17 protein-coding genes are annotated in these 24599 nt (G+C 43.2%); 9 read left to right on the top strand and 8 right to left on the bottom strand.

Annotated features, from left to right (window positions below; genetic code table 11):
- Window positions 1–2: 2 nt before the first annotated feature.
- Window positions 3–2201, bottom strand: a complete 2199-nt coding sequence (locus B5D54_RS06235) for an ABC transporter permease subunit (RefSeq protein WP_078925667.1) — start codon at window positions 2199–2201, stop codon at window positions 3–5.
- A gap of 272 nt (window positions 2202–2473) precedes the next feature.
- On the opposite strand from B5D54_RS06235, the gene ppk1 reads away from it, so the two are divergent.
- Both ppk1 and ppx read left to right on the top strand, forming a co-directional pair.
- Entirely contained in the window at window positions 2474–4582 is a 2109-nt protein-coding gene (gene ppk1 / locus B5D54_RS06230; RefSeq protein ID WP_078925666.1) for a polyphosphate kinase 1, read from the top strand.
- Complete coding sequence (ppx, locus tag B5D54_RS06225) at window positions 4560–6089, top strand: exopolyphosphatase (RefSeq protein ID WP_078925665.1); 1530 nt, start codon at window positions 4560–4562, stop codon at window positions 6087–6089. The genes ppk1 and ppx overlap by 23 nt, the downstream gene beginning before the upstream one ends.
- Before the next feature lie 16 nt (window positions 6090–6105).
- On the opposite strand, the gene B5D54_RS06220 is transcribed toward ppx, so the two are convergent.
- The 3 genes from B5D54_RS06220 to phoB are packed head-to-tail and all read right to left on the bottom strand — an operon-like array spanning window position 6106 to window position 9065.
- The gene (locus B5D54_RS06220; protein WP_078925664.1) at window positions 6106–7059 is read right to left on the bottom strand and encodes a PstS family phosphate ABC transporter substrate-binding protein; all 954 of its coding nucleotides are present in this window, start codon (window positions 7057–7059) and stop codon (window positions 6106–6108) included.
- Complete coding sequence (phoR, locus tag B5D54_RS06215) at window positions 7056–8354, bottom strand: phosphate regulon sensor histidine kinase PhoR (RefSeq protein WP_078925663.1); 1299 nt, start codon at window positions 8352–8354, stop codon at window positions 7056–7058. Before phoR ends, B5D54_RS06220 begins: the two co-directional genes overlap by 4 nt.
- Window positions 8355–8375: 21 nt before the next feature.
- A complete protein-coding gene (gene phoB / locus B5D54_RS06210) occupies window positions 8376–9065 on the bottom strand; it encodes a phosphate regulon transcriptional regulator PhoB (RefSeq protein ID WP_078925662.1) in 690 nt (229 codons plus the stop codon).
- A gap of 216 nt (window positions 9066–9281) precedes the next feature.
- Between phoB and rdgC the strand changes: the two genes are divergently transcribed.
- The 3 genes from rdgC to B5D54_RS06195 all read left to right on the top strand — a co-directional run bounded on the left by rdgC (window position 9282) and on the right by B5D54_RS06195 (window position 12031).
- Window positions 9282–10196: a recombination-associated protein RdgC gene (gene rdgC / locus B5D54_RS06205; protein ID WP_078925661.1), complete on the top strand. Its 915-nt coding sequence runs from the start codon at window positions 9282–9284 to the stop codon at window positions 10194–10196.
- 177 nt (window positions 10197–10373) lie between these two features.
- A complete protein-coding gene (gene trhP, locus B5D54_RS06200) occupies window positions 10374–11774 on the top strand; it encodes a prephenate-dependent tRNA uridine(34) hydroxylase TrhP (protein WP_078925765.1) in 1401 nt (466 codons plus the stop codon).
- Between the two features lie 2 nt (window positions 11775–11776).
- Complete coding sequence (locus B5D54_RS06195; RefSeq protein ID WP_078925660.1) at window positions 11777–12031, top strand: YfhL family 4Fe-4S dicluster ferredoxin; 255 nt, start codon at window positions 11777–11779, stop codon at window positions 12029–12031.
- 42 nt (window positions 12032–12073) lie between these two features.
- On the opposite strand, the gene B5D54_RS06190 is transcribed toward B5D54_RS06195, so the two are convergent.
- The 3 genes from B5D54_RS06190 to B5D54_RS06180 all read right to left on the bottom strand — a co-directional run bounded on the left by B5D54_RS06190 (window position 12074) and on the right by B5D54_RS06180 (window position 18033).
- Complete coding sequence (locus B5D54_RS06190; protein ID WP_078925659.1) at window positions 12074–13495, bottom strand: MDR family MFS transporter; 1422 nt, start codon at window positions 13493–13495, stop codon at window positions 12074–12076.
- 140 nt (window positions 13496–13635) lie between these two features.
- Window positions 13636–16914, bottom strand: a complete 3279-nt coding sequence (locus B5D54_RS06185) for an ExeM/NucH family extracellular endonuclease (RefSeq protein WP_078925658.1) — start codon at window positions 16912–16914, stop codon at window positions 13636–13638.
- Between the two features lie 24 nt (window positions 16915–16938).
- The gene (locus B5D54_RS06180; protein ID WP_078925657.1) at window positions 16939–18033 is read right to left on the bottom strand and encodes a hypothetical protein; all 1095 of its coding nucleotides are present in this window, start codon (window positions 18031–18033) and stop codon (window positions 16939–16941) included.
- A gap of 747 nt (window positions 18034–18780) precedes the next feature.
- Between B5D54_RS06180 and B5D54_RS06175 the strand changes: the two genes are divergently transcribed.
- A complete protein-coding gene (locus B5D54_RS06175; RefSeq protein ID WP_078925656.1) occupies window positions 18781–19575 on the top strand; it encodes a nucleoside-specific channel-forming Tsx family protein in 795 nt (264 codons plus the stop codon).
- A gap of 128 nt (window positions 19576–19703) precedes the next feature.
- Here the strand turns inward: B5D54_RS06175 and B5D54_RS06170 are convergent, their stop codons facing one another.
- Complete coding sequence (locus tag B5D54_RS06170) at window positions 19704–21695, bottom strand: bifunctional metallophosphatase/5'-nucleotidase (protein ID WP_078925655.1); 1992 nt, start codon at window positions 21693–21695, stop codon at window positions 19704–19706.
- 188 nt (window positions 21696–21883) lie between these two features.
- Here B5D54_RS06170 and panE point away from each other — a divergent pair, with 188 nt between their 5' ends.
- From panE to csdA, 3 genes are read left to right on the top strand one after another with little or no spacing between them, the layout of a single operon-like run.
- On the top strand, window positions 21884–22774 hold the full coding sequence (panE, locus tag B5D54_RS06165; protein WP_078925654.1) for a 2-dehydropantoate 2-reductase: 891 nt from the start codon (window positions 21884–21886) through the stop codon (window positions 22772–22774).
- The gene (locus B5D54_RS06160) at window positions 22771–23370 is read left to right on the top strand and encodes a DJ-1 family glyoxalase III (protein ID WP_078925653.1); all 600 of its coding nucleotides are present in this window, start codon (window positions 22771–22773) and stop codon (window positions 23368–23370) included. Before panE ends, B5D54_RS06160 begins: the two co-directional genes overlap by 4 nt.
- A gap of 6 nt (window positions 23371–23376) precedes the next feature.
- Complete coding sequence (gene csdA, locus B5D54_RS06155) at window positions 23377–24588, top strand: cysteine desulfurase CsdA (protein WP_078925652.1); 1212 nt, start codon at window positions 23377–23379, stop codon at window positions 24586–24588.
- The last annotated feature ends 11 nt before the right edge of the window (window positions 24589–24599 follow it).

Here is a 24599-nt window from a genome sequence, read left to right as displayed (position 1 = left end):
TATCACAATGAACGATATCGAGTACGTAAACGCTGACGTACCCATTCGGCTAATGAGTTAACCACAAAGGTAAACAGGAAGAGTAATAACGCCGACAAGAATAATATTCGGTAGTGAGAACTAGCAACCTCCGATTCAGGCAATTCAACGGCAATATTGGCCGATAAAGTGCGCATACCTTCCAATATATTCCAATCTAAAATAGGGGTATTTCCTGTCGCCATCAAAACGATCATCGTCTCACCCACCGCTCTTCCAAGGCCCATCATCACGGCGGAAAATATGCCTGGGCTTGCCGTCAATAAAACGACTCGAAGTAACGTTTGCCAAGCCGTGGCTCCCAATGCTAATGACCCATCCGATAAATGCTTAGGAACAGAGAAAATCGCATCTTCGGCAATCGTGAAAATAGTAGGAATAACAGCAAACCCCATCGCCATGCCAACCACCAATGCATTGCGCTGATCAAAGCCGATACCTCGCTCTTGTAAATAAAGCAAAATATCACCAGCAAAAAAGATCTGTTCCAATTCACGGCTGTAAGAGAGAGTCACAACCATAATCCCCAGTAGTAACGGGATTAAAACCAAGGCGTGCCATTTAACAACGCCACGACCCACCATGCGCTTGGGTAACCAAGACCAGATCACCCCAAACACAATGGTTGATAAGGGTAATCCAATTAACAATACCACTACCGAAGTCAGGTGGCTCTCAACGATAGGAGCCAACCATAGCCCCGCTAAAAAACCAATAATGACGGTAGGTAATGCTTCCATCAACTCAATGGTGGGCTTTACCACTCGACGCATGGAAGGGGCCATAAAATAAGCCGTATAAATTGCCGCTAAGACCGCAATAGGAACCGCAAAAAACATCGCATAAAAAGCCGCTTTTAACGTCCCAAAGGCAATCGGCACTATACTGAACTTAGCTTCAAAATCATTATCCGCCGAGGTGGATTGCCAAACAAACTGCGGCTCAGGATAGCTTTCATACCAAACCTTACGCCATAGTGAACTCAATGAAACCTCTGGATGAGGATTATTCACTTCAGCAATGTTAACGATCCCTTGGCTCAACATCGCCAGATAACGTTCATTATCCGACATTACCGCCATGCTAGGAGCCTGCGCTAATACCCGCTCAAACAACACCAGCTTTTCACTCGTCGTATAATGGCTCTGCACTGTCCCATTAGGATAAAAAGTATAAAAACCTTTACGATGGGTATCTGGCAGTAATAACTGAATGTGGGGAGCCAAACGGAAGTGGCGAATAGCGGTAAATGATCGCTGCCCTTTTTCCAGTACATCAAACCATTGACTCACTTGCCCATTATCATAAGTGACCAGCAAAGAGTAAGCACCTGATAACAGTGTTATTTCTGAGACACTTAGTGCAGCATGACCTTGGCTTAAATCCACGTCTTCACGCAATAGATAGCCTTTCCCATCTTGCTGGACAACCGACAGCCGTTCCCCTTGTCGCAAATAGAGCGTTTTACCATCTGGCGTCATTAAAAGCTGATCAAGCTGAGCGTAACGCTGAGCCAGAACACTCTCTTCGACTCGATTGGAGCCTTTCGATACCCAACGAATCACGACTCGTCCATCATCTAAATAACTGGCGAAATAGAGATTGGTTTGGGTAACGGCAAAGCTTAATAAATGAATATTCTGTTCAACCGGGGCAATCGTTATGTTTTCAGAGAGCGGCCAGCGCTCAAGTTTCGGGGAAAAAACTCGCCCTTCTTTTCCAATGGTATGGTCAAAAATAGGGCGAAGAACGGTCGCTTGATGTTGGCGGTTGATCGCCAAGAACCATCCGTCTTGAGGGTTTCCTTTAACCAGCCATGTGGGAGTAAAAGGTAATGATTGCGACCAAATTGGGAAAGCCTCCGGTTGATTAACGGGCCAAAACTGAATATCTCCCTGCTTGGTTACCACGAAGAGATGCTCACCGTAATCATCAATGGCTAAAATTTTCGGTTCAACCTCAGGTAACGCTTGCTGAGCAAACTTGGAATGTAATTGAGCATCGCCAAACAAAGGCAACGCGACTAAAGCCAGATAGACAAAAATTAAGATCAACGCCCCTAAAACACTTACCCCACCACACGTTACAGCAAAACGAATCATACGGTCTTTAATCAACCGTTTACGATCGCGTTCTTGTAATGAGAATTCGACGTAAGCCATGAATGTCATCTATCCTTTTATTTCACGGGCTAAACACCAAAGTTCATACACCTTGGTGAACGCCTAGGGGTTCAATGAGAGTGAGTATCAGAAATTTTGCTGTTAACAGATAATTCTATTTCAAATACGTGACGATTATATTACAGATCACAATAACCAACTGAAAAGAAAACAACTCTGCATACTAACGTTTTTTGCAATAAATGTGTCACATAACTTGCCTAGTTTGCATAAAACAACCGTCATTAATCGTAGTAGAAGGGCAAAAAAGAATGAGTACGGAAAAGTTGTATATTGATAAAGAATTAAGTTGGCTATCGTTTAATGAGCGCGTTTTACAAGAAGCGGCAGACAAAAGCGTTCCCTTAGTTGAAAGAATTCGATTTTTAGGCATCTTTTCCAATAACTTAGATGAGTTTTATAAAGTTCGCTTCTCCGATGTTAAAAGGCGCATTTTAATTAACCGTGAACAAGGGGTGAAAGACACCTCAAAGCATCTGCTAACACGCATGCAAAACAAAGCCTTTAAACTCAATCAAAACTTTGACAACCTTTATAATGACATCATTCTCGAAATGGCACGGCGACGAATTTTTCTTGTTAATGAAACTCAGCTCGATAGCGTACAACAAAAGTGGATCAGTAAATATTTTCATAAAGAGGTTTTACCGCATATCACGCCTTTATTGATGCGGGACGATATCGATGTTCTGCAATTTCTGAAAGATGAGTATGCTTATATTGCCGTCGATCTTAAACAGGGCGAACACTCTAGCTACGCATTAATAGAGATCCCCACCGATCACCTTCCCCGTTTCGTTATGGTACCCGAGCAAAAAGGCAAAGGACGAAAAACCATTATTTTATTAGATAATATTATTCGTCACTGCCTAGATGACATTTTTCGTGGTTTTTTTGACTATGACACGCTCAGCGGCTATGCGATGAAAATGACGCGAGATGCGGAATACGATTTAAGTCGAGAAGTAGAGTACAGCCTGTTAGAACAACTTTCGGAAGGGTTAAGCCAACGCTTAACCGCCATGCCCGTACGCTTTGTTTATGAACGAGAAATGCCACCAGCCATGCTCAATTTCTTGTGTGATAAACTGAAAATCTCTCATTATGACAGCCTGCTGCCCGGAGGGCGTTACCATAATTTTAAAGACTTTATCACCTTTCCTAACGTCGGACGTGACTATCTGGAAAATCGCCCGTTACCCCCACTAAAATGTGCTGACTTCGACGGGTATCCCAATGCGTTTGATGCCATTCGCGCACAAGATATCCTGCTGCACTACCCTTACCATAGCTTTGAACACATTACTGAGCTCGTAAGACAAGCCTCCTTTGACCCAAAGGTCATCAGCATAAAAATTAATATTTACCGAGTCGCAAAAGACTCACGATTAATGAATTCACTGATTGATGCCGTACATAATGGAAAACGTGTAGTGGTCGTGGTCGAATTACAGGCTCGATTTGATGAAGAAGCCAATATTGAGTGGTCTCGCGTACTCACAGAGGCCGGCGTTAACGTAATCTTTGGTGTCCCAGGGATGAAAATTCATGCCAAGTTGCTACTCATTACCCGCCGAGAGGAGAGAGAACTTGTGCGCTATGCTCATATTGGAACCGGAAACTTCCATGAGAAAACCGCACGCATTTATACTGACTTTTCCCTACTCACCGCAGATAAAGAACTCACCAGCGAAGTCCGCAATGTATTTGGTTATATTGAAAATCCCTTTCGACCCGTCAAGTTTAATCACCTATTAGTCTCCCCACGCAATAGCCGAACACAATTGTATCGATTAATTGATGCCGAAATCGCTAATGCTAAACAGGGGAAAAAAAGTGAAATCATCATTAAAGTTAATAACTTGGTAGACAAAGGGCTCATTAATAAACTGTATGGAGCCAGCAGTTCTGGCGTTAAAATTAAAATGATCATTCGGGGAATGTGCTCGTTAGTCCCCGGAGTGGCTGGAGTGAGTGATAATATTTCCATCATCAGTATTGTTGATCGCTTCTTAGAGCACCCTCGCGTGCTTATTACCCACAATGATGGCGATCCATTAGTCTATATTTCATCAGCCGATTGGATGACACGTAATATCGACCACAGGATAGAAGTCACCGCTCCGGTTCGAGATGCTCGCTTAAAACAGCGAATTATCGATATCATCAATATCCAATTTACTGATACGGTAAAAGCACGAGTCGTCGATAAAGAAATGAGCAACCGCTATATCAAACGAGGAAATCGTAAGAAAATACGGTCACAGTTAGCGATTTATGACTATCTTAAACAGATAGAAAGAGAAACACGAAAAAGCAAAGGGCAACTGGATCATCATGAACACAACGCAACACGATAACGGTCATTCCCACGAAGCAGCAGTCAGCCGTGAAATCGCTGCGATTGATCTTGGCTCAAATAGTTTTCATATGGTGGTCGCTAAAGTCGTCGAACAAGACTTGCAACTGATCAGCCGACATAAGCAGCGGGTTCGTTTAGCGGCAGGCCTTGATGAGCAAAAAAACTTAGACCATGCCGCCATGGAGCGAGGGCTTGAGTGTTTAGCCATGTTTGCTGAACGCCTACAAGGCTTTACTTCTGATAATGTACGCATTGCTGCAACGCATACACTTCGTCAAGCCAATAACGCGCACCTTTTTTTACAACGTGCTCGTGATGTTATTCCATTCCCTATCGAAATCATCCCCGGCAGTGAAGAAGCTCGCTTAATTTATCTTGGGGTCGCTCATACCCAGCCCCAAGCCGATTCAATGTTAGTGGTCGATATTGGCGGCGGCAGTACTGAAATTGTGATAGGACAAGGCTTTGAAGCTGAACTGGTTAATAGCAAACAAATGGGGTGTGTCAGCTATACCGAGCGTTTTTTTGCCAATGGAAAACTTTCCAAGAAAAAATTTGCTCAAGCGATTCTAGCCGCAGAACAAAAATTGGAATCCATTGCCAGCAAGTACCGAAAAAAAGGCTGGCAAATGGCGTTTGGCTCATCGGGAACCGTCAAAGCCATCAATGAAGTCTTGGTCGGATTAGGTGAAGACAATGGGCTTATCACCCAAGAACGCTTATGTAAACTGACGGAAAAACTGTGTGAGTGGGACTGTATTGATGAGATTCAATTGGAAGGGCTGACTGAAGACAGAAAACCAGTCTTTGCAGCCGGAGTCGCTATCTTATCCGCTATCTTTAGCGCCCTAAAAATTAAAGAGATGCACTTTTCTGATGGCGCATTACGGGAAGGTTTACTGTATGAGATGGAAGATCGCTTTAAATACACCGATATTCGGCTTCGTACAGCAGAACACCTTGCCAGCAAACATCTGGTGGATTTAGAACATGCCGCTAAAGTGAAAGGCTATGCCAAAGAATTTCTTGCTCAAGTCAGCGAAAGTTTAGGCTTAAAGGCTAACAATGAACTCTTTTCTCTGTTGGAATGGGCCGCCTTACTGCATGAGGTAGGGTTAAGCATCAACTTACAAGCGTTTCATCGCCACTCGGCTTACATCTTACAGCACACCAATATGCCTGGATTTAACAGTGAACAGCAACGTGTGCTTGCTACGCTCGCTCGCTTTCAGCGAAAAGCGCTCAAATTAGGGGAAATGAGCGAGTTTAGTTTGTTTAAGAAAAAACACCTTATCGGCTTAATTCGCATTTTACGCTTAGCCATTGTGCTTAATGGTCAGCGAAATGACGAACCGTTACCTGAACTGCGCTTAATCGCTCACGATGATGAATGGCAGTTACTCTGCTTAGAAACACATTGGTTAGAAAACAATAAACTGCTGCATGCGGATCTTCTCGCTGAGCAAGAATATTGGCAAAATGTCGGCTGGACACTGACATTTTAAAGAATCAAAGTCGGTATTACTGAATGCCGACTTTGATCAATTCTTGCTCGGCCAGTTCAGCAGAAATGGGTAAATAACCATCTTTGCTAACTAATGCTTGCCCTTGCTGTGAGAAAATAAAACGAATAAATTCTCGCTCAACAGGGGTTAAGGGGTGTGAAGGATGCTTATTAATGTACACGTACAGGTAACGCGATAACGGGTAACGCCCTGATAAAATGTTGTCGTGAGTGGGATAAACATAGTCACTTCCCTGCCGAGCGATGGGAATTAACCTCACCCCAGACACACGATATCCTACTCCTGAATAGCCAAGCGTATTGATAGAAGAAGCCACCGCCTGTACCACGGATGCCGAGCCCGGTTGCTCATTCACATTCGCTTTAAAATCGCCACTGCATAAGGCATGTTGCTTAAAGTAACCATAAGTTCCTGACACTGAATTACGCCCAAATAGCTGCATGCGTCGTTTGGCCCAAGGAAAAGAGAGCCCTAGCTGTGACCAATTTTCTACCGATTGACTCGCACCACAACGTAACGTGCTGGAAAAAATGCTGTCAAGCTGAGTAAAGTTGAGCCCTTCTATTGGATTATCACGATGAACAAACAGACCAATCGCATCAATGGCAACCCGTAACTCTGTCGGCTTGTATCCATAAGTTCGCTCAAACGCTTCCATTTCTCGATTTCGCATCGGCCGGCTCATTGGGCCAAATTGTGCTGTGCCTTCCGTCAATGCCGGTGGTGCGGTAGAGGATCCTGAAGCTTGTACTTGTGCATTCACATTCGGGTATAACCGATTAAATTCTTCCACCCATAGCGTCATCATTCCAGCCAAAGTATCAGACCCCACCGACAGCAAACTGCCAGCGATACCGCTTGTTTTCTGGTAGTTCGCTAACGTCTGCCCATAGCCAAGACTCGCTTGTAGACTAAAAAAACTTAATATCAGTAACCGACTGAATTTCATCGCACAACCAAACGTTTCGGTAAAACAAAAGAAAAACGGCTACCCACCCCAACTTCACTGTGAATATCCAGATGTGAATCATGATGAGACAGCGCATGTTTCACAATCGCTAACCCTAAACCACTGCCTCCGGTATCACGAGAACGCGCTTTATCGACTCGATAAAAACGTTCAGTTAGGCGGTGTAGATGTTGAGGTTCAATTCCTTCACCCGTGTCTTGCACTTCCAGACAAGCCCCTTGTGGGGTTTGAAACCAACGAACGTTGATCTCCGCGCCCGGTGGGGTATATTTCACCGCATTATACACAAGGTTAGAAATAGCACTGCGTAGCTGATCTTCATCCGCCAAAACTTTCAACTGCTTGTCTACCACAAAGTGAATCTTATGGGCATGCTCTCCACTTAAGCTCACCGCTTCTTTTTCCAACACTTGTAACATAGCCGGTACATCAACCACTTCATCTAATTCATGAATGGGAGAGGCTTCTATTTTCGATAAAGTGAGTAATTGGTTCACCAAACTCGACATTCGGTTCAACTGTTCGGTCATCACGCCATGGGCTTTTGGCCACATAGGCCCAATGAGTAAATCCGGGTCTTCCGTCATTTCTAAATACCCCTGTAATACCGTCATTGGGGTGCGTAATTCATGGGATACGTTGGCAAAAAAATTACGACGCATTCCTTCTAGCTGCTTTAACTGAGTCACATCACGTACCACCATCAGATGCTCACCCTCGGTATAAGGCACAATCCTCAATTCAAGAGAACGCTCCACATTGAGGGGAGAACGCATGGTAAGAGGTTCAGAAAAATCATCCTTTTTCAAATACTTAATAAAGTCAGGCGTACGAATCAAATTAGTTATAGGTTGGCCTGAATCATCAGGCCACCGAAAACCCAGCAAATACTGAGCTAAACGGTTACACCAAACAATATTGCCTTCCGAACGAAAAACAACCACAGCATCGGGTAACGATTCAGCTCCATTGCGAAAACGACGGATCAAATTGGTGAGTTCTTTGCGTTTTTTGCGCTGACGTTGCTGTAAACGGTAAATGCCATTAAACAGCGATTCCCAATTTCCAGAACCCGATGGCGGAGTTAAGCGCTTCTCATCCCATAGCCAAGCAGAAAAACGCACTTGGTTGTGCAAATGCCAAACCAGTTGTAATACCGTTGCGGCCAGCAGCAGCCAAGGCATATAACCCAAAAACCACCCCACAACCACCCAAGGTAGATAAAAAAAAGCCAGCTCCCAAGCCAGCTTCTTCCAAGTCAATCGCTCAACCATAATACTCCATCGTTGATCTTATTAAGCTTTTGTTGAAAAACGATAACCTGCGCCACGTACCGTTTGAATCAGTTTATCATGCCCAGCGTCTTCCAAAGCTTTGCGTAAACGTCGAATATGCACATCCACCGTTCTATCTTCCACGTAAACATTGGTGCCCCAGATATTATTCAGCAACTGCTCACGGCTGTAGACTCGCTCTTGATGCGTCATAAAAAAGTGTAGCATCTTAAATTCCGTCGGCCCCATATCAAGCGGCTCATCATTAGCCGTCACACGATGGGAGACGGGATCTAACTTAAGCCCTTGCACATCAATCACATCTTCCAATGCGGTTGGGGTAACACGACGAATCACCGCTTTCAACCGAGCCACCAGTTCTTTTGGCGAGAAAGGTTTGGTGATGTAATCATCCGCCCCCACTTCCAAACCACGAACTTTATCTTCTTCTTCACCACGAGCGGTCAACATCACCACCGGAATGTTGCGGGTCAACTCTTCTCGCTTCATGTGTTTAATAAAGTTAATACCACTGCCACCCGGTAACATCCAGTCAAGCAGCACAAGGTCTGGAAACGGTTCAGCTAATTTGGCGACGGCCGTATCGTAATCTTCCGCTTCTACCGCCTGATAGCCTTTTTGTTCAAGAACAAAGCACAGCATTTCACGAATCGGTGCTTCATCTTCAACAACCAGAATCCTTCTAGACATAATTAAATAACCTTTGTTATTAATCAACGCTATGCATTATGGGAAATGTTTATGACACTTTTGTGACTATTGCAAACAAATTTTAATATAAGCTTCATGAATCCTACTCTGTGTGACGCGAAACGAATCATCTCGGAATTTTTTATAGGCAGGTAAGACTTTACAGCGAAAATCCCCTATTATGACGGGATTTTGAATAAGAGAAAGAAGGGTAATATGTGGTTTAAAAACTGTATGGTTTATCGCGTGAATCGTGATATCCAGTTCAACGCCGATCAACTGGAACAGCAACTGGCCGAGTTTCGTTTTACCCCCTGCTCAAGCCAAGATAAACAAAAGTTTGGTTGGGTACATGCACTCGGTAAACATGGCGACATGATGACCCACGTGAGTGAAGATCGCATTCTGATCTGTGCGAAAAAAGAAGAAAAAATGTTACCCGCTTCCGTGATCAAAGAGTCGTTAAGCGCCAAAGTTGAGATTATGGAGGCCGAAGAAGGTCGCCCACTCAAGAAAAAAGAAAAAGAAAATTTAAAAGAAGATATTGTCATTGATCTTCTACCAAGAGCGTTTAGCCGTAGCCACTACACCTATGTTTTGATTATGCCAAAAGCAGGGCTGATCTTAGTCGATGCCAGCAGTTATAAAAAAGCGGAAGATGTGCTGGCGCTACTGCGTAAAACGATGGGGAGCTTACCCGTGGTGCCGGCGATTCCTGAAGTCGCGGTGGAAACCACACTGACGCAGTGGGTTAAAGAAGGCAACTTGCCACAGGGCTTTAACTTACTGGATGAAGCTGAGCTGAAATCCATTCTTGATGATGGTGCGACCATTCGTTGTAAGAAGCAAGAGCTCTCGAGTGATGAGATCCTCAGCCATATTGAAGCCAACAAAGTGGTCACTAAGCTTGCTATCAACTGGCAAGATAGAATTCGCTTTATTCTGGCGGACGACTGTAGCTTAAAACGCTTAGCCTTCAGTGATGAGCTTAAAGATCAAAATGAAGATATCCCCAGAGAAGATCAAGCCGCTCGCTTTGATGCCGATTTCTCACTCATGTGTGGTGAGTTTTCAGTATTCCTTCCCAATTTATTTGAAGTTCTCGGCGGGCTTCCTCACGCTGCTGCTTAATTTTACTACAGGCTCTTACTTCTAAGAGCCTGACTTTTCTGATAACGCTCCCCTTCCTCATCGCGGCTTTAATAAGCCAGCTATAGTCAGGCTGTTCTTTTTAGCGTAAAATTTGCGCCTTTTCCAATACCATCAGGTGGTATTGGCCTGACTTGAGATCAGATTGAGAAGCAAATGATGAGTAAAAAATCCCCTTTCGTTCCAGAACTGTTGTCACCAGCGGGCAGCCTAAAAAATATGCGTTACGCATTTGCGTACGGTGCAGACGCCGTCTACGCCGGTCAACCTCGTTACAGCTTACGTGTACGTAATAATGAATTTAACCATGAGAATCTGCAAATCGGTATTAACGAAGCGCATGCTCTAGGTAAGAAATTCTATGTGGTGTGCAATATTCAGCCACACAACTCTAAATTAAAAACCTTTATCCGCGACTTAAAACCTGTCATTGATATGGGCCCAGATGCATTAATTATGTCTGATCCAGGCCTTATCATGATGGTAAGAGAAGCCTTCCCTGAGATGGCCATCCACCTCTCGGTACAAGCCAATGCCGTTAACTGGGCAACCGTGAAATTTTGGTCAACTCAAGGTGTTGAACGAGTGATTCTATCTCGTGAACTCTCTTTAGAAGAAATTGAAGAGATTCGTGAGAAATGTCCAGAAATGGAACTTGAGGTTTTTGTACATGGCGCGTTATGCATGGCCTATTCTGGCCGCTGTCTCCTTTCAGGTTACATCAATAAACGAGATCCGAACCAAGGCACTTGTACCAACGCTTGCCGTTGGGAATATAAAGTGGAGCAGGGCAAAGAAGATGAAACTGGGCAAATTGTTGAACAATTCGACCCAATGGCCGCTCAGCCTATTGAAGTACAGAGTGAACGCCCAGACAATACCATTGGGTTAGGTAAACCAATCGATGACGTCGTTCTGCTTTCAGAAAGCCATCGCCCAGATGAAAAAATGGCCGCATATGAAGATGAACATGGTACTTATATCATGAACTCAAAAGACTTACGTGCGGTACAACACGTCGAACGCTTAACTCAAATGGGTGTGCATTCTTTAAAAATTGAAGGCCGTACGAAGTCGTTCTACTACTGTGCCCGTACTGCGCAAGTGTATCGCAAAGCGATTGATGACGCGGTAGCCGGCAAGCCGTTTGACGAAAGTTTAATGGGGACGCTTGAAAGCTTAGCGCACCGCGGTTATACCGAAGGTTTCTTACGTCGCCATACCCATGATACGTACCAAAATTATGACTATGGTTATTCCGTCTCAGACAGCCAGCAGTTTGTCGGTGAATTTACTGGAAAGCGCCGTGGTCATTTGGTTGAAGTGGAAGTTAAGAACAAATTCTGCGTGGGTGATAGCCTAGAATTGATGACGCCGAAAGGAAATATCGTCTTTACGCTTGAAACCATGGAAAACCGTAAATCTGAAATCATTAATGATGCAAAAGGCAACGGTCACTTCGTATTTATTCCTATGCCAGAAGATCTTAACTTGGATTATGCCCTGCTGATGCGCAACTTGAATGTAGGTCAAGATACGCGTAATCCAACAGGTAAATAATTATGGCGCTATTGATCACAGCGAAATGCACCAACTGTGACATGTGTGAACCTGAATGCCCAAACGATGCGATTTCAATGGGGAAAGATATCTATGAGATCAATCCCGATTTATGCACAGAATGCAAAGGGCATTACGACAAGCCGACGTGTCAGTCGGTTTGTCCTATCACAAATTGTATCATTACCGACCCTAAGCATATTGAAACCGAAGAACAGCTATTAGAAAAGTTCGTCGTGATTCAAGGTCTTGCTTAATTAAAGCCCCAGAGATAACACTCTGGGGTTTATTTCATCCAGCTAACTATAATCATCCAATTGAATGTGCGGTGCACGCAGCGCATTCACTACACATAAAAATGCCAAACCAGAAGCCAATAAATACCCAGTTTGAAAAGCGTGAATAATCACCGCTTGCGGGGTATCCAATAATGCCTCCAACGAGCTTTGTGCATTAAAACCGGGAATTTGTGAGTAAATCAAACTGCCAAATACCGCAGTTCCCACCGAGGCTCCCAAAGAACGAGACAGAGCAGCCATTGAGGTAATTCGCCCTAGACTTTCTCTTCCTGCGATGGTCTGAATCAGTACTTGAGTCGAAGGCATTACCGTTCCTAACCCTAGGCCACAACAACACGCGAGTCCACTCACCCAATAGGGAGAGGGGGTTGTCACCGCCAGCAAAAGAAAACTCAGACAACTGATCGACATCCCAACCACAGGTAGCCATTTCGGTACGCCCGTCTTGGCTATCGTTTTCCCAGTCACGTAAGAGCCCGTGATAATTCCAGCGGAAAGTGGAATTAATAATAACCCCGATCTCGCCGCATTCACCCCTAATCCCACTTGTAAAAAAATCGGCAAGAAAAACACCAAAGCAAATAAACAAGAAGCAAATAAAAAGGTGGAAATCAGTGGAATATAAATTTCTTTACGCGCTAAAAGTGCCAAAGGTAAAAATGAATACTTAACCCATCGTTGCTGCCATACAAACATTAGTAGCAATCCGAAAAACAGCCCGAGTAAGGTCAGACTAAGCAAAGAGCCCCATGCGAAATAGTGCCCTCCCGCAGACAACCAATAAATAATCACCGTCATCAAACTCGGAAATAGGATTAACCCGAAAAAATCGATCTGGGTTTTCTGGGTTTTCTTTACTGTTGAAGCCAGTTTCGATAAGCGATAAATCGCAATGCCAATCAAAGGTAAATTAATCCAAAATAACCAATGCCACGTTAAATAAGTGACAATCACGCCCCCCATGACGGGTCCGCCAATACTGGCTAAAGCAAATAAAGAAGAAAAGTAACCTTGGAAACGCGCTCGTTGACGTGGAGGAACCAATTCACCAATTAAGGCTTGTGATAGGCTCATTAAACCGCCACTGCCCAGCCCTTGAATAATTCTCCCGGCCACTAGCCATTGCATATTACCAGCAAGCGCGCAGACCACCGACCCCACGCCAAAGAGAATTAAAGCTATCGTCAGCATTTTCTTGCGACCATATTGATCACCCAGCCAGCCGTAAATGGGAACCGATGCGGCCCCCGCCAGCATATAACCCACCGCAATCCATGAGGAAAGCTGCATATCACCTAAATCGTTCACCATTGAAGGGGTTGCCGTCGCTAGCAGCGTTTGATCCACCGCCGCCAAAAACATCGGCAGAAAGACCGTAGCAAAAATACTTAAAAAGGTTTTTTTATCAACAGGCTGAGACATAAGTGTTTACTGGAATACGAAGAATAGAAGCATCATATAGTGAGAATAAACAAAACCAAAGGGCAGAACGTTACTCTGCCAAATAAACGAAAAAAAACCGCTCTATCAAAGAGCGGCTTCCATACGATATTATGCTTGAATTAGTTTGTACGGCGAGAACGGCGTAGCCAACCGAATGTCAGTAAAGACAAAAGACCAAAACCGCCTAACGAACCACCCGATCCAGAGCCGTCATAACTAGGAACCGTCACTTTCCCGACGCCAACATCATCCTTATTAGCAACCACGATAGAGAGCTCTTTACTCGAACCAGAGACTTCAGACCAAGTCACTTGCGACTCACTCATTTTGGCAGCAACCGCATCTTGTTCTGTGTTTTCACGCATAAGATACATACGTACGGTATACTCACCTTTAGGTAAATTCGCAATATTAAATGAAACGGTTTGTGCTCCATCAGCTTTAATATCGACCACTGGAATCTGTGGATTATCATTAGATTTCAGTCCATTAGTCACGACAAGATAAGCTTTATCACCTTTTTGAGCTGCCTGATTAATAACAAAAGGAATATCAATACGGCTACTATCTATAGTAAAGCGAATCCGTTCACTCCCTTGCTCTGCGTACTTATAAGCTAGATTCATTAACACAGGATCATGATCTGATGAACGGAAAGCCGTTACTACTGGGTTAGAGTAGTCTTTATCCGTGCTATGGAACTTACCTGGGTTAGTACCTGCATTTGTCTTAGCATAATCAAACAGTGGCGTTTCTGAGCTATTGATATGCCAGTCAACCGCATCAACAACTCGCCCTTTAAGACCAGAACTGACTAACATATGATCTAACGAGCCAATTTCATCGTTGTAAGAGTAACTCCAGCTTGGCTGGCGACCTTTCTTCTCATCCATCATGTGTACCGCATTGGTATACCCAAAAGAACGAGTAATCACAGCACCATTAGAACCAAATTGAGGTTGATTACCAATCCAAGTATCACGAGCCGCCGTCAATACTTTATTTGTCGGATTGCTGGTCAAAACGAGCATTGGATCTTCTTTAGCATACGAGTTTAAGTCCCCCATAATGATACGATCATTATCTGGATAACGTTTAGCTAATTGTTCACCTAATTGAACGGCCCCTGCAACACGGAAGTTCTCGCAGTTACCTTGCTGATCTTCATCTATCGGGTTATTGCTTGAGTCTCGATTTTGGAAATCTTCCCAACAAGCTGAGCCTTTAGATTTAAGATGGTTAACGGAGATGGTTAACTTTTTCCCTGTGTTATGCACTAAAAAAGTTCCCGTTAATGCATCACGTTGATAAGCACGACCACTCCCAATTAACTCTCCTTTACTGTTGGTTAATACATTGCCATTTTCATCAGTAATCGCTGGTGCTTCTTGTCGAGGCATTGGAATAATATCCACTTCTTCCAATGTGACTTTACTTGGTCGGTAAATAAGACCAGTGGTAATCGCATCAGAGCCAATAGTATCTTCAGAAGTAATCAGTTTATCGCCGTTCGAATCATACGCCACAAAGGTATAACGGTTGCCAACGTAACGAGCATCCGTTCGTTTAGAATAACGTTCTTCGGTATATTCTTGGTTAAGCGCCTCTACTAATTCTTTAATTGCTCCATAGTGACCAAACCCATTATTCTCAACCTCCATTAAGCCAATTACATCGGCATTCATACCATATAATGCTTTGACTAATTTGGCTTTTTGCAACTCAAATTCGACTTGGCTCTCTGCACCACGATTCAATCCATGTGGGTTATGATCCCCCTTGAACGGAGAGTTAAAGAAGTTAAGAACATTCTTAGAGGCGACTCGTAATACAAACTCATCAGAACTCACTGTTGAATCAATCACAGGAGAAGTTTGACGACCACTGTTGGCTTTAAAGTTTGCTTTAGTCACATCAGCTGTAGGTATTAAACGATATTCATCATAACTGTAATTAATAACACCTTGCATACCTACGACACTGTCATCCACACGAATATAATTACTGGTCGGATTATCAGTCCAAGCTGGGAAATAGGGAATGACACCATCGGCGGCTTTTGCATCACTTTCAACATATAAGCGACGATCTTGGTTATCGATGATCGCAGCTTTCGATGAATCAGAACCTGCTGGGGCAAGTTGGTTCGGATGCAAGTTGGTTTTCTCATAAGATAAAACGAGATTGCTACGATAAGAGGAATAGTCAAAGCTGAACGTTCGAGTCACTCTCATGTCTTGCTTGCCTTCTCGTGAAGTATCAATATCTTCAGGAAGCGTCACCAACATCCCTTCATGACGCTCAAGCAATTTACGAAATGAACCTTCATCACTATCAATCATAGTTAATGGAGTTGGGGTGATTTGAACTGGCGTAGAGTTCGTGATTTCCCATTTATTTTCGGTAGGATTTAATTGTGTGGAATTATAGTACTCTTGTACTTTTCCACGGAAACACAACGTTTGCCCAACTAAGTTGGTGTCAACTCCTGAAGGAAAATAGACGAACAGACCATCTGACGTTTCTGGATCGCCATCACCATGTTGATCTTGAATATAATAGCCTTTGGTTAGACCTGTTGTAGTAGCAACCACTACACCTTCGACTAGATATTCATCGTCACTGTAGTATTTATTATTTTCCACATCCACCAATGGAGAGTTCCAGCCATTCCCTTGAATTTCATAAATGGCTTTTTTCACGATGGAACTAGGCGCATCACTACACACTCCGGTTTCCGGTACTGGTTCAACCGGAGCACCAGATAACCCAGTCCCTAAGCCTGCTGGAGAATCTACTGAATATTCAACCCAATCAGCCGCAATAAAGGAAGAGCTGGGCTGTGATAACTCACCAGTATTACGCACCCATGTTTTCCGATATCCCCAACCAGTGGTGTTACCCGAAACCGTCTTAGCGCCAACAATATCATGAGTATTGGCTCGAATAGCCTCTCTAGCATCATCACCATCAACGTAACAGACGGTCTCATCAGAACAACCGGGATTAATAACGGGATGGGCGATAAAAATCGCATCATCACCATTAAACACAAATCCAGCGACTTTAGTTTGTACACCAGCGGGAATTTCAGATTTTATTGTATCGGAAAGAGAACCATGATGGATAACAATAGATTGTCCTGCTCCCAAAGTTACCCCATTAAGCATATTGATGCCTTGGAATGAATCCGCGCCACTGCCAGAAAAACCATCCATATACAAGGCGGTATCTTCAAAAGTATGCGCTTCAGAGCCAACATTGGTAATTTCAATAGCTTTATTATTACTCATTCCCATTAAATAACGCGCAATCACAATATCGTTAATATCAGCAATAGCAGGGGCAGCTAATGAACCACTCACCGCTAGTGCGAGTAGAGAAATTTTATGTTTCATAAGTATAATCCTTCACTGAGCGGGTTAGAAAAAGACGGTTGCTTTAGCGTACGCATCTTGATATGCCTCACCAATATTGCCTTCAATCTCGATGACGGAAGAACGGCTGGGTTTATAACGTACCCCGATGGTATGGAAAGTTCGGCTACGTCCCATGGCTTCCCATAAAGCATCATCCCCTCCCCATTGCTGACTTCCCCTGTCCCAGTCTTTATAAGCTTCATAGTTTGCTGAACCCACTAAATCCCAACGTTCATTGAAGCTATATTGAAACGAAACAAGTCCACCTTGGTTTTTAAATTCTTGATAGCGATTACAAACTTTAATCGCCGGATCGACCCAAGGATCGGATGTAGTGGTACACTCACCGATTTCTTCATATTCAATAAAGCCATTAAGCCCCAGTAAGAGCTGATCAGTGATCGCATAACGTAGCCCAACGCCGTACAGTTTAAACAAACCGTATTTCGACTCCCCTGCCGAACCATTACGACGCTCAGCACCCAGTACCATAGAAAATTCATCACCAAAGTAGCCCACATATCCATTCGTGATATTACCTTGAGCTTGACCAGATGAAGATTTACCTTTGTAACTATAAGAAAGACCTACGGCAAAGTTTTGATAATTCCCTTCATATTTGATTGTTTTATCTTGGTCACCCGCTTCACCAGTTTCAGCACCAGTATCAAAGGTCAAATCACCATAAGCATCATAATCATCAAATGCCGTATCAGTGAGACCAAACTCTAAATAATGATATTGATTAATACGATATCCTAACCAAGCTTTATCAATATGAAGCTCCATATCCCCGGAACCACCACGCCAATTTTCTCGCTCATAATCCAATTCAATACGATAATCAAAAATACCAACACGCCCCTTTGAACCAAAAGTCGCAAATGTGTCATCAATATATGAATCATCAGAGTGGTATTGTTTATATTTAGCTTTTGTTCCGAAATAACCACCAACACCAACTTCACCAAATACATCCATGTAGTCGCCATTTTCGGCAGTATAAATCCGAGCCGCTTGACTCGTGATTGGTAAAGCTAAAAATACAGCGGACAGCGCTAAAGGAAGCACTGATTTTCGAGAGTTTATTACTCGCATGCCATTTTCCTTGCTATAGAGTTCAGTTCTAAAAATGAGTATCCCATCACAGTGGAATGTAATTCTAACCTCACAAATATTTCTTTTTTGTGATCAAAACTCACATAAATCGTCAACAGAAATCCACAAAACCAAAACCACACAAATAAATCCAATACAAAACAATACATTAGACAAATTAACAAAAGTTCAAAACCCACGTTATTTTCTTTATATCTTGACTTAAGTCTCACTATCAAAAAATAAAAGAAAAACAGCAAACGTTTGCTTTTGATTTAATTAAGGCTTAGAAAAAAAGAAAGGAAAATAAATAGAAAACTTTCTGAAAAGAAAAAGGCAACCACTATGAAAAATAAATAAAGAGAGATCTATTTTATAGAAAGATAGAGAATAAAAACTCAATAAAATAGTGTAAGACAAAAATATTTATTCAATTCATCTCATAAGAAAATTAAAATTTAAATAGCAAAAAATACTCAAATCACATTTTTTCAATACAACATTTATATTGTTTAATCACCCTATAAAAAAACAACACAAATATACTCACCTTGTTTAATACAAGGTTCTACTCTCACCCCATCAAGTTAAAATACCCAACACAACAAAAACCAGATCAAAGTCACAAATAAAAGCAACAAAAGTAAAATAATCAACTAAAATTCACCAATAAAGAGATAAAATTCACACTACAGCATGTAGCACGAAAAAAGCTCATTCTTGAAACCCATATATTGAGAGACTCCTATGCGTAAATCACTTTTAGCTCTTGGCCTCATGGCTGCAACTACCGCTCCTGTTATGGCAGCAGACTACTCCGATGGTGATATCCACAAAAATGATTATAAGTGGCTACAGTTCAACCTAATGGGAGCATTCAATGAACTCCCAGGTAAATCTGACCATGATTATCTAGAAATGGAGTTTGGTGGTCGCTCTGGAATTTTTGATCTGTATGGCTATGTCGACATTTTTAACCTCACCAGTGACAAGAGCAGTGATAAATACGGTAAAGATAAAATCTTTATGAAATTTGCACCTCGTATGTCTTTAGATGCTTTAACGGGTAAAGACCTCTCTTTTGGCCCAGTACAAGAGCTGTATATTGCTTCACTGATCGAATGGGATGGTGGCAGTAATGGTGTTAACAACCAAAAAATTGGTTTAGGCTCCGATGTGATGGTGCCTTGGTTTGGTAAAGTTGGGGTGAACTTATACGCCACTTACGAAGGCAGTAACAAAGATTGGAATGGTTTCCATTTTGCTACCAACTGGTTTAAACCTTTCTACTTCTTTGAGAATGGCTCATTTATCTCTTACCAAGGTTATATTGATTACCAATTTGGTATGGATGATGACAACAAAGAACTCAACAGTTCTCATGGCGGTGCAATGTTTAATGGCTTGTACTGGCATTCAGATCGCTTTGCGGTCGGCTATGGCCTTAAAGGTTATAAAGATGTTTATGGCTTAAAAGACGGCGGATGGGCAGGTAAAACCACTGGTTTCGGACACTACCTAGCCGTGACTTATAAATTCTAATTGAGCGTCATTGTTTAAAATTAAGGTGAAGTATCAACTTCACCTTTTCTTTATCTGTGTCAATAAAAACGGTCTTTATTTCCCACAAAAGACCGTTGATAAATTCAATCAATGTGACTGAACACTGACTATTTTACTCGATTAAGCGTGACAACTGGGTAATCAAGCGCTTGTAGTATGGGTTGCTGCTCAGCAATGTATTTGACCACCGCACGGGCATCGGTATTACACAACACATGCTCAGCCTTGCAGTTAAGTGGTTGAGATTGGTAACGAACTTGATAACGTCCATCCACCTCTTCAATATGGCTGACTGGAAATGCGGTTAACGCTCCATCTACATAAGCTAAATCCACCCGACTGGTCTCTATTTTTTGTGCTTCAAACAAAGGCGTCCAACCATCATTACCGGTTGCATTGTAGCTATTCATCGCAACATTATAGATTCGATCATCCTGCAATGGCGTCCAATTAGGATTATCAAGCGAGCCGCTATTCACTTCAATCAAGGTTAACTGACCTTGCTGATGAGCCACCGTTTCATCAAAGACATAACGCAAGTTTCCTCCATAAGGAAACTTCCCTGCATGTGCACTGGGGGGAAGTGTCTCTGTCACGGTTTTAGTGATCAGCGCTTTAATTACCTTCCCCTTAACCGGAACAACCGACATGAAATTAGAAAAAGGTAGCATTTCAAGCGTTACATCTCCTTCTCGATATTCACCTTCACTGATATTGGTGCGAATACCGCCCGCTCCCGTCAAAGCAAAATCCACTTTCATCCCCGTCACTTGAACGACTTCATCACTCGCTGCCCAGTAATACTGCCCTAAAGCAACAACCGGCGCGACCTGAGAGCCGTGTTGATCTGAATGATTATCTCCAGGACGGCGAGCATGGCGAATTTCTTGCGGCACATTCGCTATCACGTCACCATAAGCTTTCTCTACTGAGGGTTTGTATTTTGAATCAATATGGCGGCGCAGTTGTGCTTCTTCAGCAGCAATGGCGATATTACGTTGACGTTCGATAAAACGAATCGCTTTACTTTTTTCACTCTCACTAAACGCACTTTCGCTTTGGCGGTTAGCTTGATGATAGAACTCATCATTACTCAGTAATGTATTATGACCCGCGCAAGAGACCAATTCACCTTGAGCATCAAAGCTCACTTTAGTTTTACCAATGGCTTGAGCAAATTCTCCTGCTTGCACAACACAGGTCTTACTTGTTCCATTCGGATTCGTAACCAACTGCGCATAGATACCATTATTGCTCAGCCCCAAATTGGTAAAATCGCCTAATAATGTATGTGAGTGCCCCCCCACAATCAGATCGATACCGTTCACTTTGCTGGCAAGATCCAGATCAATCGCATTCCCGATATGAGTGACAGCAATAATATTCTTTATCCCAAGGGCCTGAAGTTCATCCACAGCCGCCTGCGCAGAGGTGACCATATCAAAAAATTGTAAGTCTCCCGTATTAGGGGCAATGTTAGGCATATCATCGAGGGCAATACCCAATACAGCCACTAACGGTTTATCTTTAGGAAGAGACTCCGCATCATCAACTCGTTGTTTACTAAAACCATCAAAAGCGTAAATCACATAAGGTTTTAAATTGGTTTGATCTTTTAAATCTTTATCTAAACTGGCATCAATATTCGCCGCTAAAACTGGGAAATTAATCTGATCTAAAAAGGCATTCAGTTTTTGGTTATTTAAATCAAATTCGTGATTCCCCAATGCCATCGCATCAATCCCCATTTGACTGAGAATATCGGCATTCATTGCCCCTTCATTGATTTTAAAATAAGCACTTCCCTGCCAAGCATCTCCGCCATGCAAAAACAGCAAGCTTTGATTTTCTTTCTCCGCTTCTGCTCGATATTCATTGGCTTTAGTGAGAATACGCGGATGTCCGCCAAATTCGTTATACACACGCTGCTTATTGATGTAAAAACTGGAACGTACCGGATCAAAGCTAGAATGGGTATCGTTAATATGGGCAATGGTTAGCTCAAATACGCTATTGTCTGTTGATGGAGAAGGGCTTTGGCTACACCCCAATAGCGCAAACGCAATACTACTGGCGAGTAGAACACGGTTAAATCGCATAACTGCATTTCCTTATTTAGATAAAAATCACAGAGTTTATGTAATCTAAAGGAAAAAACATTTAACTTCTGTGACACAAAATAGATATTCACGGTTACACAACTCGACCATGATTTATCAGCAATAGGTTGGGAATTTATGACAACTCGGTATTATCGGAATAATAATGAAAGGAATAAAAGAGAATCATGAATATCGTCATACTTGGGCCAGGGGCCATTGGCAGTTTATGGGCCTATCAATTACATCATAGTGGTCATCAGGTAGCGTTGTGGGGAACGCAAAGCCTCGAGCATTGGTCTATATCTCAAGATAATCGCCCAGCTATCTCTTATGCTTATAATCAACTTTCGACACTCCGTCACGCTGATGTTTTATTGATCACGGTAAAAGCTTGGCAAGTGGCTCAAGCTTTGCCGCCGGTACTTCCCCATTTGGCACCAGAAACCATATTAATCTTTATGCACAATGGTATGGGCGCACTAGATTCACTCACAACAGAGATTAACCATCATCCCATCGTATTGGCGACCACAACACATGGTGCTCAAAAAACCTCCCCCCACCATGTTATGCACACAGGAAAGGGAATGACACAACTTGGTGCCTACAATACCCAAGGCAAACAGTGCGAATTTCTCACCGAAGTTTTTAATCACGCCTTACCTACGGTAAGTTGGAATCCCGAGATAACTCATGCGCTGTGGCATAAACTGGCGATCAATTGTGTTATTAACCCGCTGACAGCGATTCATCAATGTAACAACGGGGCTCTGGCGCAGCCTCAGTATTATTCTATTATCGAACAGATTATCCATGAGCTAGTCAGTGTTATGCAGGCGGAAAGCATACCGTGTGATAAAGCAGCATTAACAGAGTCCATTTATCAAGTCATCACTGCCACCGCAAAAAATCACTCGTCAATGCAGCAAGATGTTGTTCATCAACGCCAAACCGAGATAGACTTTATCACTGGTTATCTGGTGAAAAAAGCTCAGCAGCATGGGTTATCCATTCCCACAAATCTGGAGCTTTATCAGCACATTCACTCGCTACAACAACGTTGGATATCTCAATGAAAAAACGCATATTGGTCCCGATCGCTCCCGGAACGGAAGAGTTGGAAGCGGTCACCATCATCGATATTTTGGTTCGTGCCGATTATGACGTGATTGTCGCCAGTGCGGATTTTTCAGGCCAGTTAAGTGTGATGGGCTCTCGGGGGATCATACTGACAGCCCAGTGCAAACTGGTTGATGTGGCCGATGAAGAGTTTTCAGCTGTCGTTCTTCCGGGCGGGGTAAAGGGAGCGGAAATCTTTCGTGATAGTACCTTGTTAGTCGAAATTCTCAGACAGCAAAAATACGATGGTCGATTAGTCGCCGCCATTTGTGCCTCTCCGGCTATCGTGTTAGAGCACCATCAATTATACCCTAGGGCCATCATGACAGCTTACCCCAGTTTTCAAAGTCATATTCCTCAAGATCGCTGGCGTAACCGTCGAGTCACCTTTGATGTTAACCATAACTTACTGACTAGCCAAGGGCCGGGAAGCGCACTCGAATTTGCGATAGAAATTATTGCTCAGCTATCGGGGAAAACCTTTGCAAAGCAGGTCGCTCTTCCTTTAGTTCCCCTCCCTCAACTGCACTATGAAAAATTAGGTGAAGAATAATTTCCTATGTTAGATATCACCGCCATCCGTGCGCAATTTCCCGCACTAACACAGCAGATCAATCAAGCACCGCTGGTTTATTTAGACAGCGCAGCCACCACTCAAAAACCGCAATGCGTGATTGATACTCTTAGCCATTATTATTCAACGCACAATGCTAATGTCCATCGTGGGAGCCACGCCTTAACAGCTCAAGCCACCTCACAGTTCGAAGCCGCACGACACTGTGTTGCGCAGTTTATCGGGGCAGAACAGAGCCGCAATATCATTTGGACACGAGGCGCTACTGAAGCACTCAACTTGATTGCCCAAAGTTATGCCCGCAATATTTTACTTCCGGGTGACGAAATACTGCTTTGTGAAACGGAGCATCACGCCAATATCGTGCCTTGGCAAATGGTTGCTCAGCAAACGGGAGCAAAAGTCGTCAAAATTCCAATGACTGAGCAAGGGGAATTTGATTTAAACGTTTTTTATCAACAACTCACGCCGCAATGTAAAATCATCTCACTGGCTCATGTGACTAACGTAACCGGAGCTCGCAATCCAATAGAGTCAGTGATTGAAGCGGCCCATCATATTGGAGCCATTGTGGTGGTTGATGGGGCGCAAGGTATTGTGCATGAGAAGGTGAATGTCGCTGAACTTGATGCCGATTTCTATGTTTTCTCCGGCCATAAACTCTACGCCCCTACTGGGATTGGAGTATTGTATGGAAAAACCGACTTATTAAACTCGATGCCGCCTTGGCATGGAGGCGGAAAGATGGTGGATAAAGTCTCCTTTTCTGGTACCACTTATGCGGGTCTACCGGGAAAATTTGAAGCAGGAACACCCAATGTTGCCGGCGCATTAGCGCTCGCCTGTGCGATTGAATGGTATCAATCTTTTCCTAAGGCAGCGGTGTTACAACATCTGCATGAGTTACAGAGCAAAACCTATGCGGCGCTCTGTGAGATAGAGGATATCAAGGTTATTGGCTACCAACCCCAATCCAGCATTATCAGTTTTATTTTACAAGGCGTGCATCATCAAGATGTTGCCACCTTACTGGATCAACAAGGCATTGCGGTGCGAGCGGGTCATCACTGTGCACACCCACTCATGGAGGCCTTTGGCTTGCAGGGGACGGTACGCATTTCATTTGGGATATACAACAACTTACAAGATGTGGACCGGTTTATCCACGCACTCCATAAAGCCGTTGAAATACTGTAGAGTGATTTTGC

It is taken from the genome of Vibrio cincinnatiensis DSM 19608 (assembly GCF_900167345.1).
GTDB lineage: Bacteria > Pseudomonadota > Gammaproteobacteria > Enterobacterales > Vibrionaceae > Vibrio > Vibrio cincinnatiensis.
The sequence above is the reverse complement of the archived record's forward strand: the minus strand, read 5'-3'. Positions and strand labels throughout refer to the sequence as shown.

Excerpts from the sequence above, each read along its gene's own strand:
- panE (WP_078925654.1), top strand. The coding sequence starts at position 21,884 with ATGAATATCGTCATACTTGGGCCAGGGGCCATTGGCAGTTTATGGGCC.
- B5D54_RS06180 (WP_078925657.1), bottom strand. The coding sequence starts at position 18,033 with ATGCGAGTAATAAACTCTCGAAAATCAGTGCTTCCTTTAGCGCTGTCC.
- phoB (WP_078925662.1), bottom strand. The coding sequence starts at position 9,065 with ATGTCTAGAAGGATTCTGGTTGTTGAAGATGAAGCACCGATTCGTGAA.
- B5D54_RS06195 (WP_078925660.1), top strand. The coding sequence starts at position 11,777 with ATGGCGCTATTGATCACAGCGAAATGCACCAACTGTGACATGTGTGAA.
- rdgC (WP_078925661.1), top strand. The coding sequence starts at position 9,282 with ATGTGGTTTAAAAACTGTATGGTTTATCGCGTGAATCGTGATATCCAG.
- B5D54_RS06170 (WP_078925655.1), bottom strand. The coding sequence starts at position 21,695 with ATGCGATTTAACCGTGTTCTACTCGCCAGTAGTATTGCGTTTGCGCTA.
- B5D54_RS06185 (WP_078925658.1), bottom strand. The coding sequence starts at position 16,914 with ATGAAACATAAAATTTCTCTACTCGCACTAGCGGTGAGTGGTTCATTA.
- B5D54_RS06190 (WP_078925659.1), bottom strand. The coding sequence starts at position 13,495 with ATGTCTCAGCCTGTTGATAAAAAAACCTTTTTAAGTATTTTTGCTACG.
- ppk1 (WP_078925666.1), top strand. The coding sequence starts at position 2,474 with ATGAGTACGGAAAAGTTGTATATTGATAAAGAATTAAGTTGGCTATCG.
- phoR (WP_078925663.1), bottom strand. The coding sequence starts at position 8,354 with ATGGTTGAGCGATTGACTTGGAAGAAGCTGGCTTGGGAGCTGGCTTTT.
- trhP (WP_078925765.1), top strand. The coding sequence starts at position 10,374 with ATGAGTAAAAAATCCCCTTTCGTTCCAGAACTGTTGTCACCAGCGGGC.
- B5D54_RS06220 (WP_078925664.1), bottom strand. The coding sequence starts at position 7,059 with ATGAAATTCAGTCGGTTACTGATATTAAGTTTTTTTAGTCTACAAGCG.
- B5D54_RS06235 (WP_078925667.1), bottom strand. The coding sequence starts at position 2,201 with ATGGCTTACGTCGAATTCTCATTACAAGAACGCGATCGTAAACGGTTG.
- ppx (WP_078925665.1), top strand. The coding sequence starts at position 4,560 with ATGAACACAACGCAACACGATAACGGTCATTCCCACGAAGCAGCAGTC.
- B5D54_RS06160 (WP_078925653.1), top strand. The coding sequence starts at position 22,771 with ATGAAAAAACGCATATTGGTCCCGATCGCTCCCGGAACGGAAGAGTTG.
- csdA (WP_078925652.1), top strand. The coding sequence starts at position 23,377 with ATGTTAGATATCACCGCCATCCGTGCGCAATTTCCCGCACTAACACAG.
- B5D54_RS06175 (WP_078925656.1), top strand. The coding sequence starts at position 18,781 with ATGCGTAAATCACTTTTAGCTCTTGGCCTCATGGCTGCAACTACCGCT.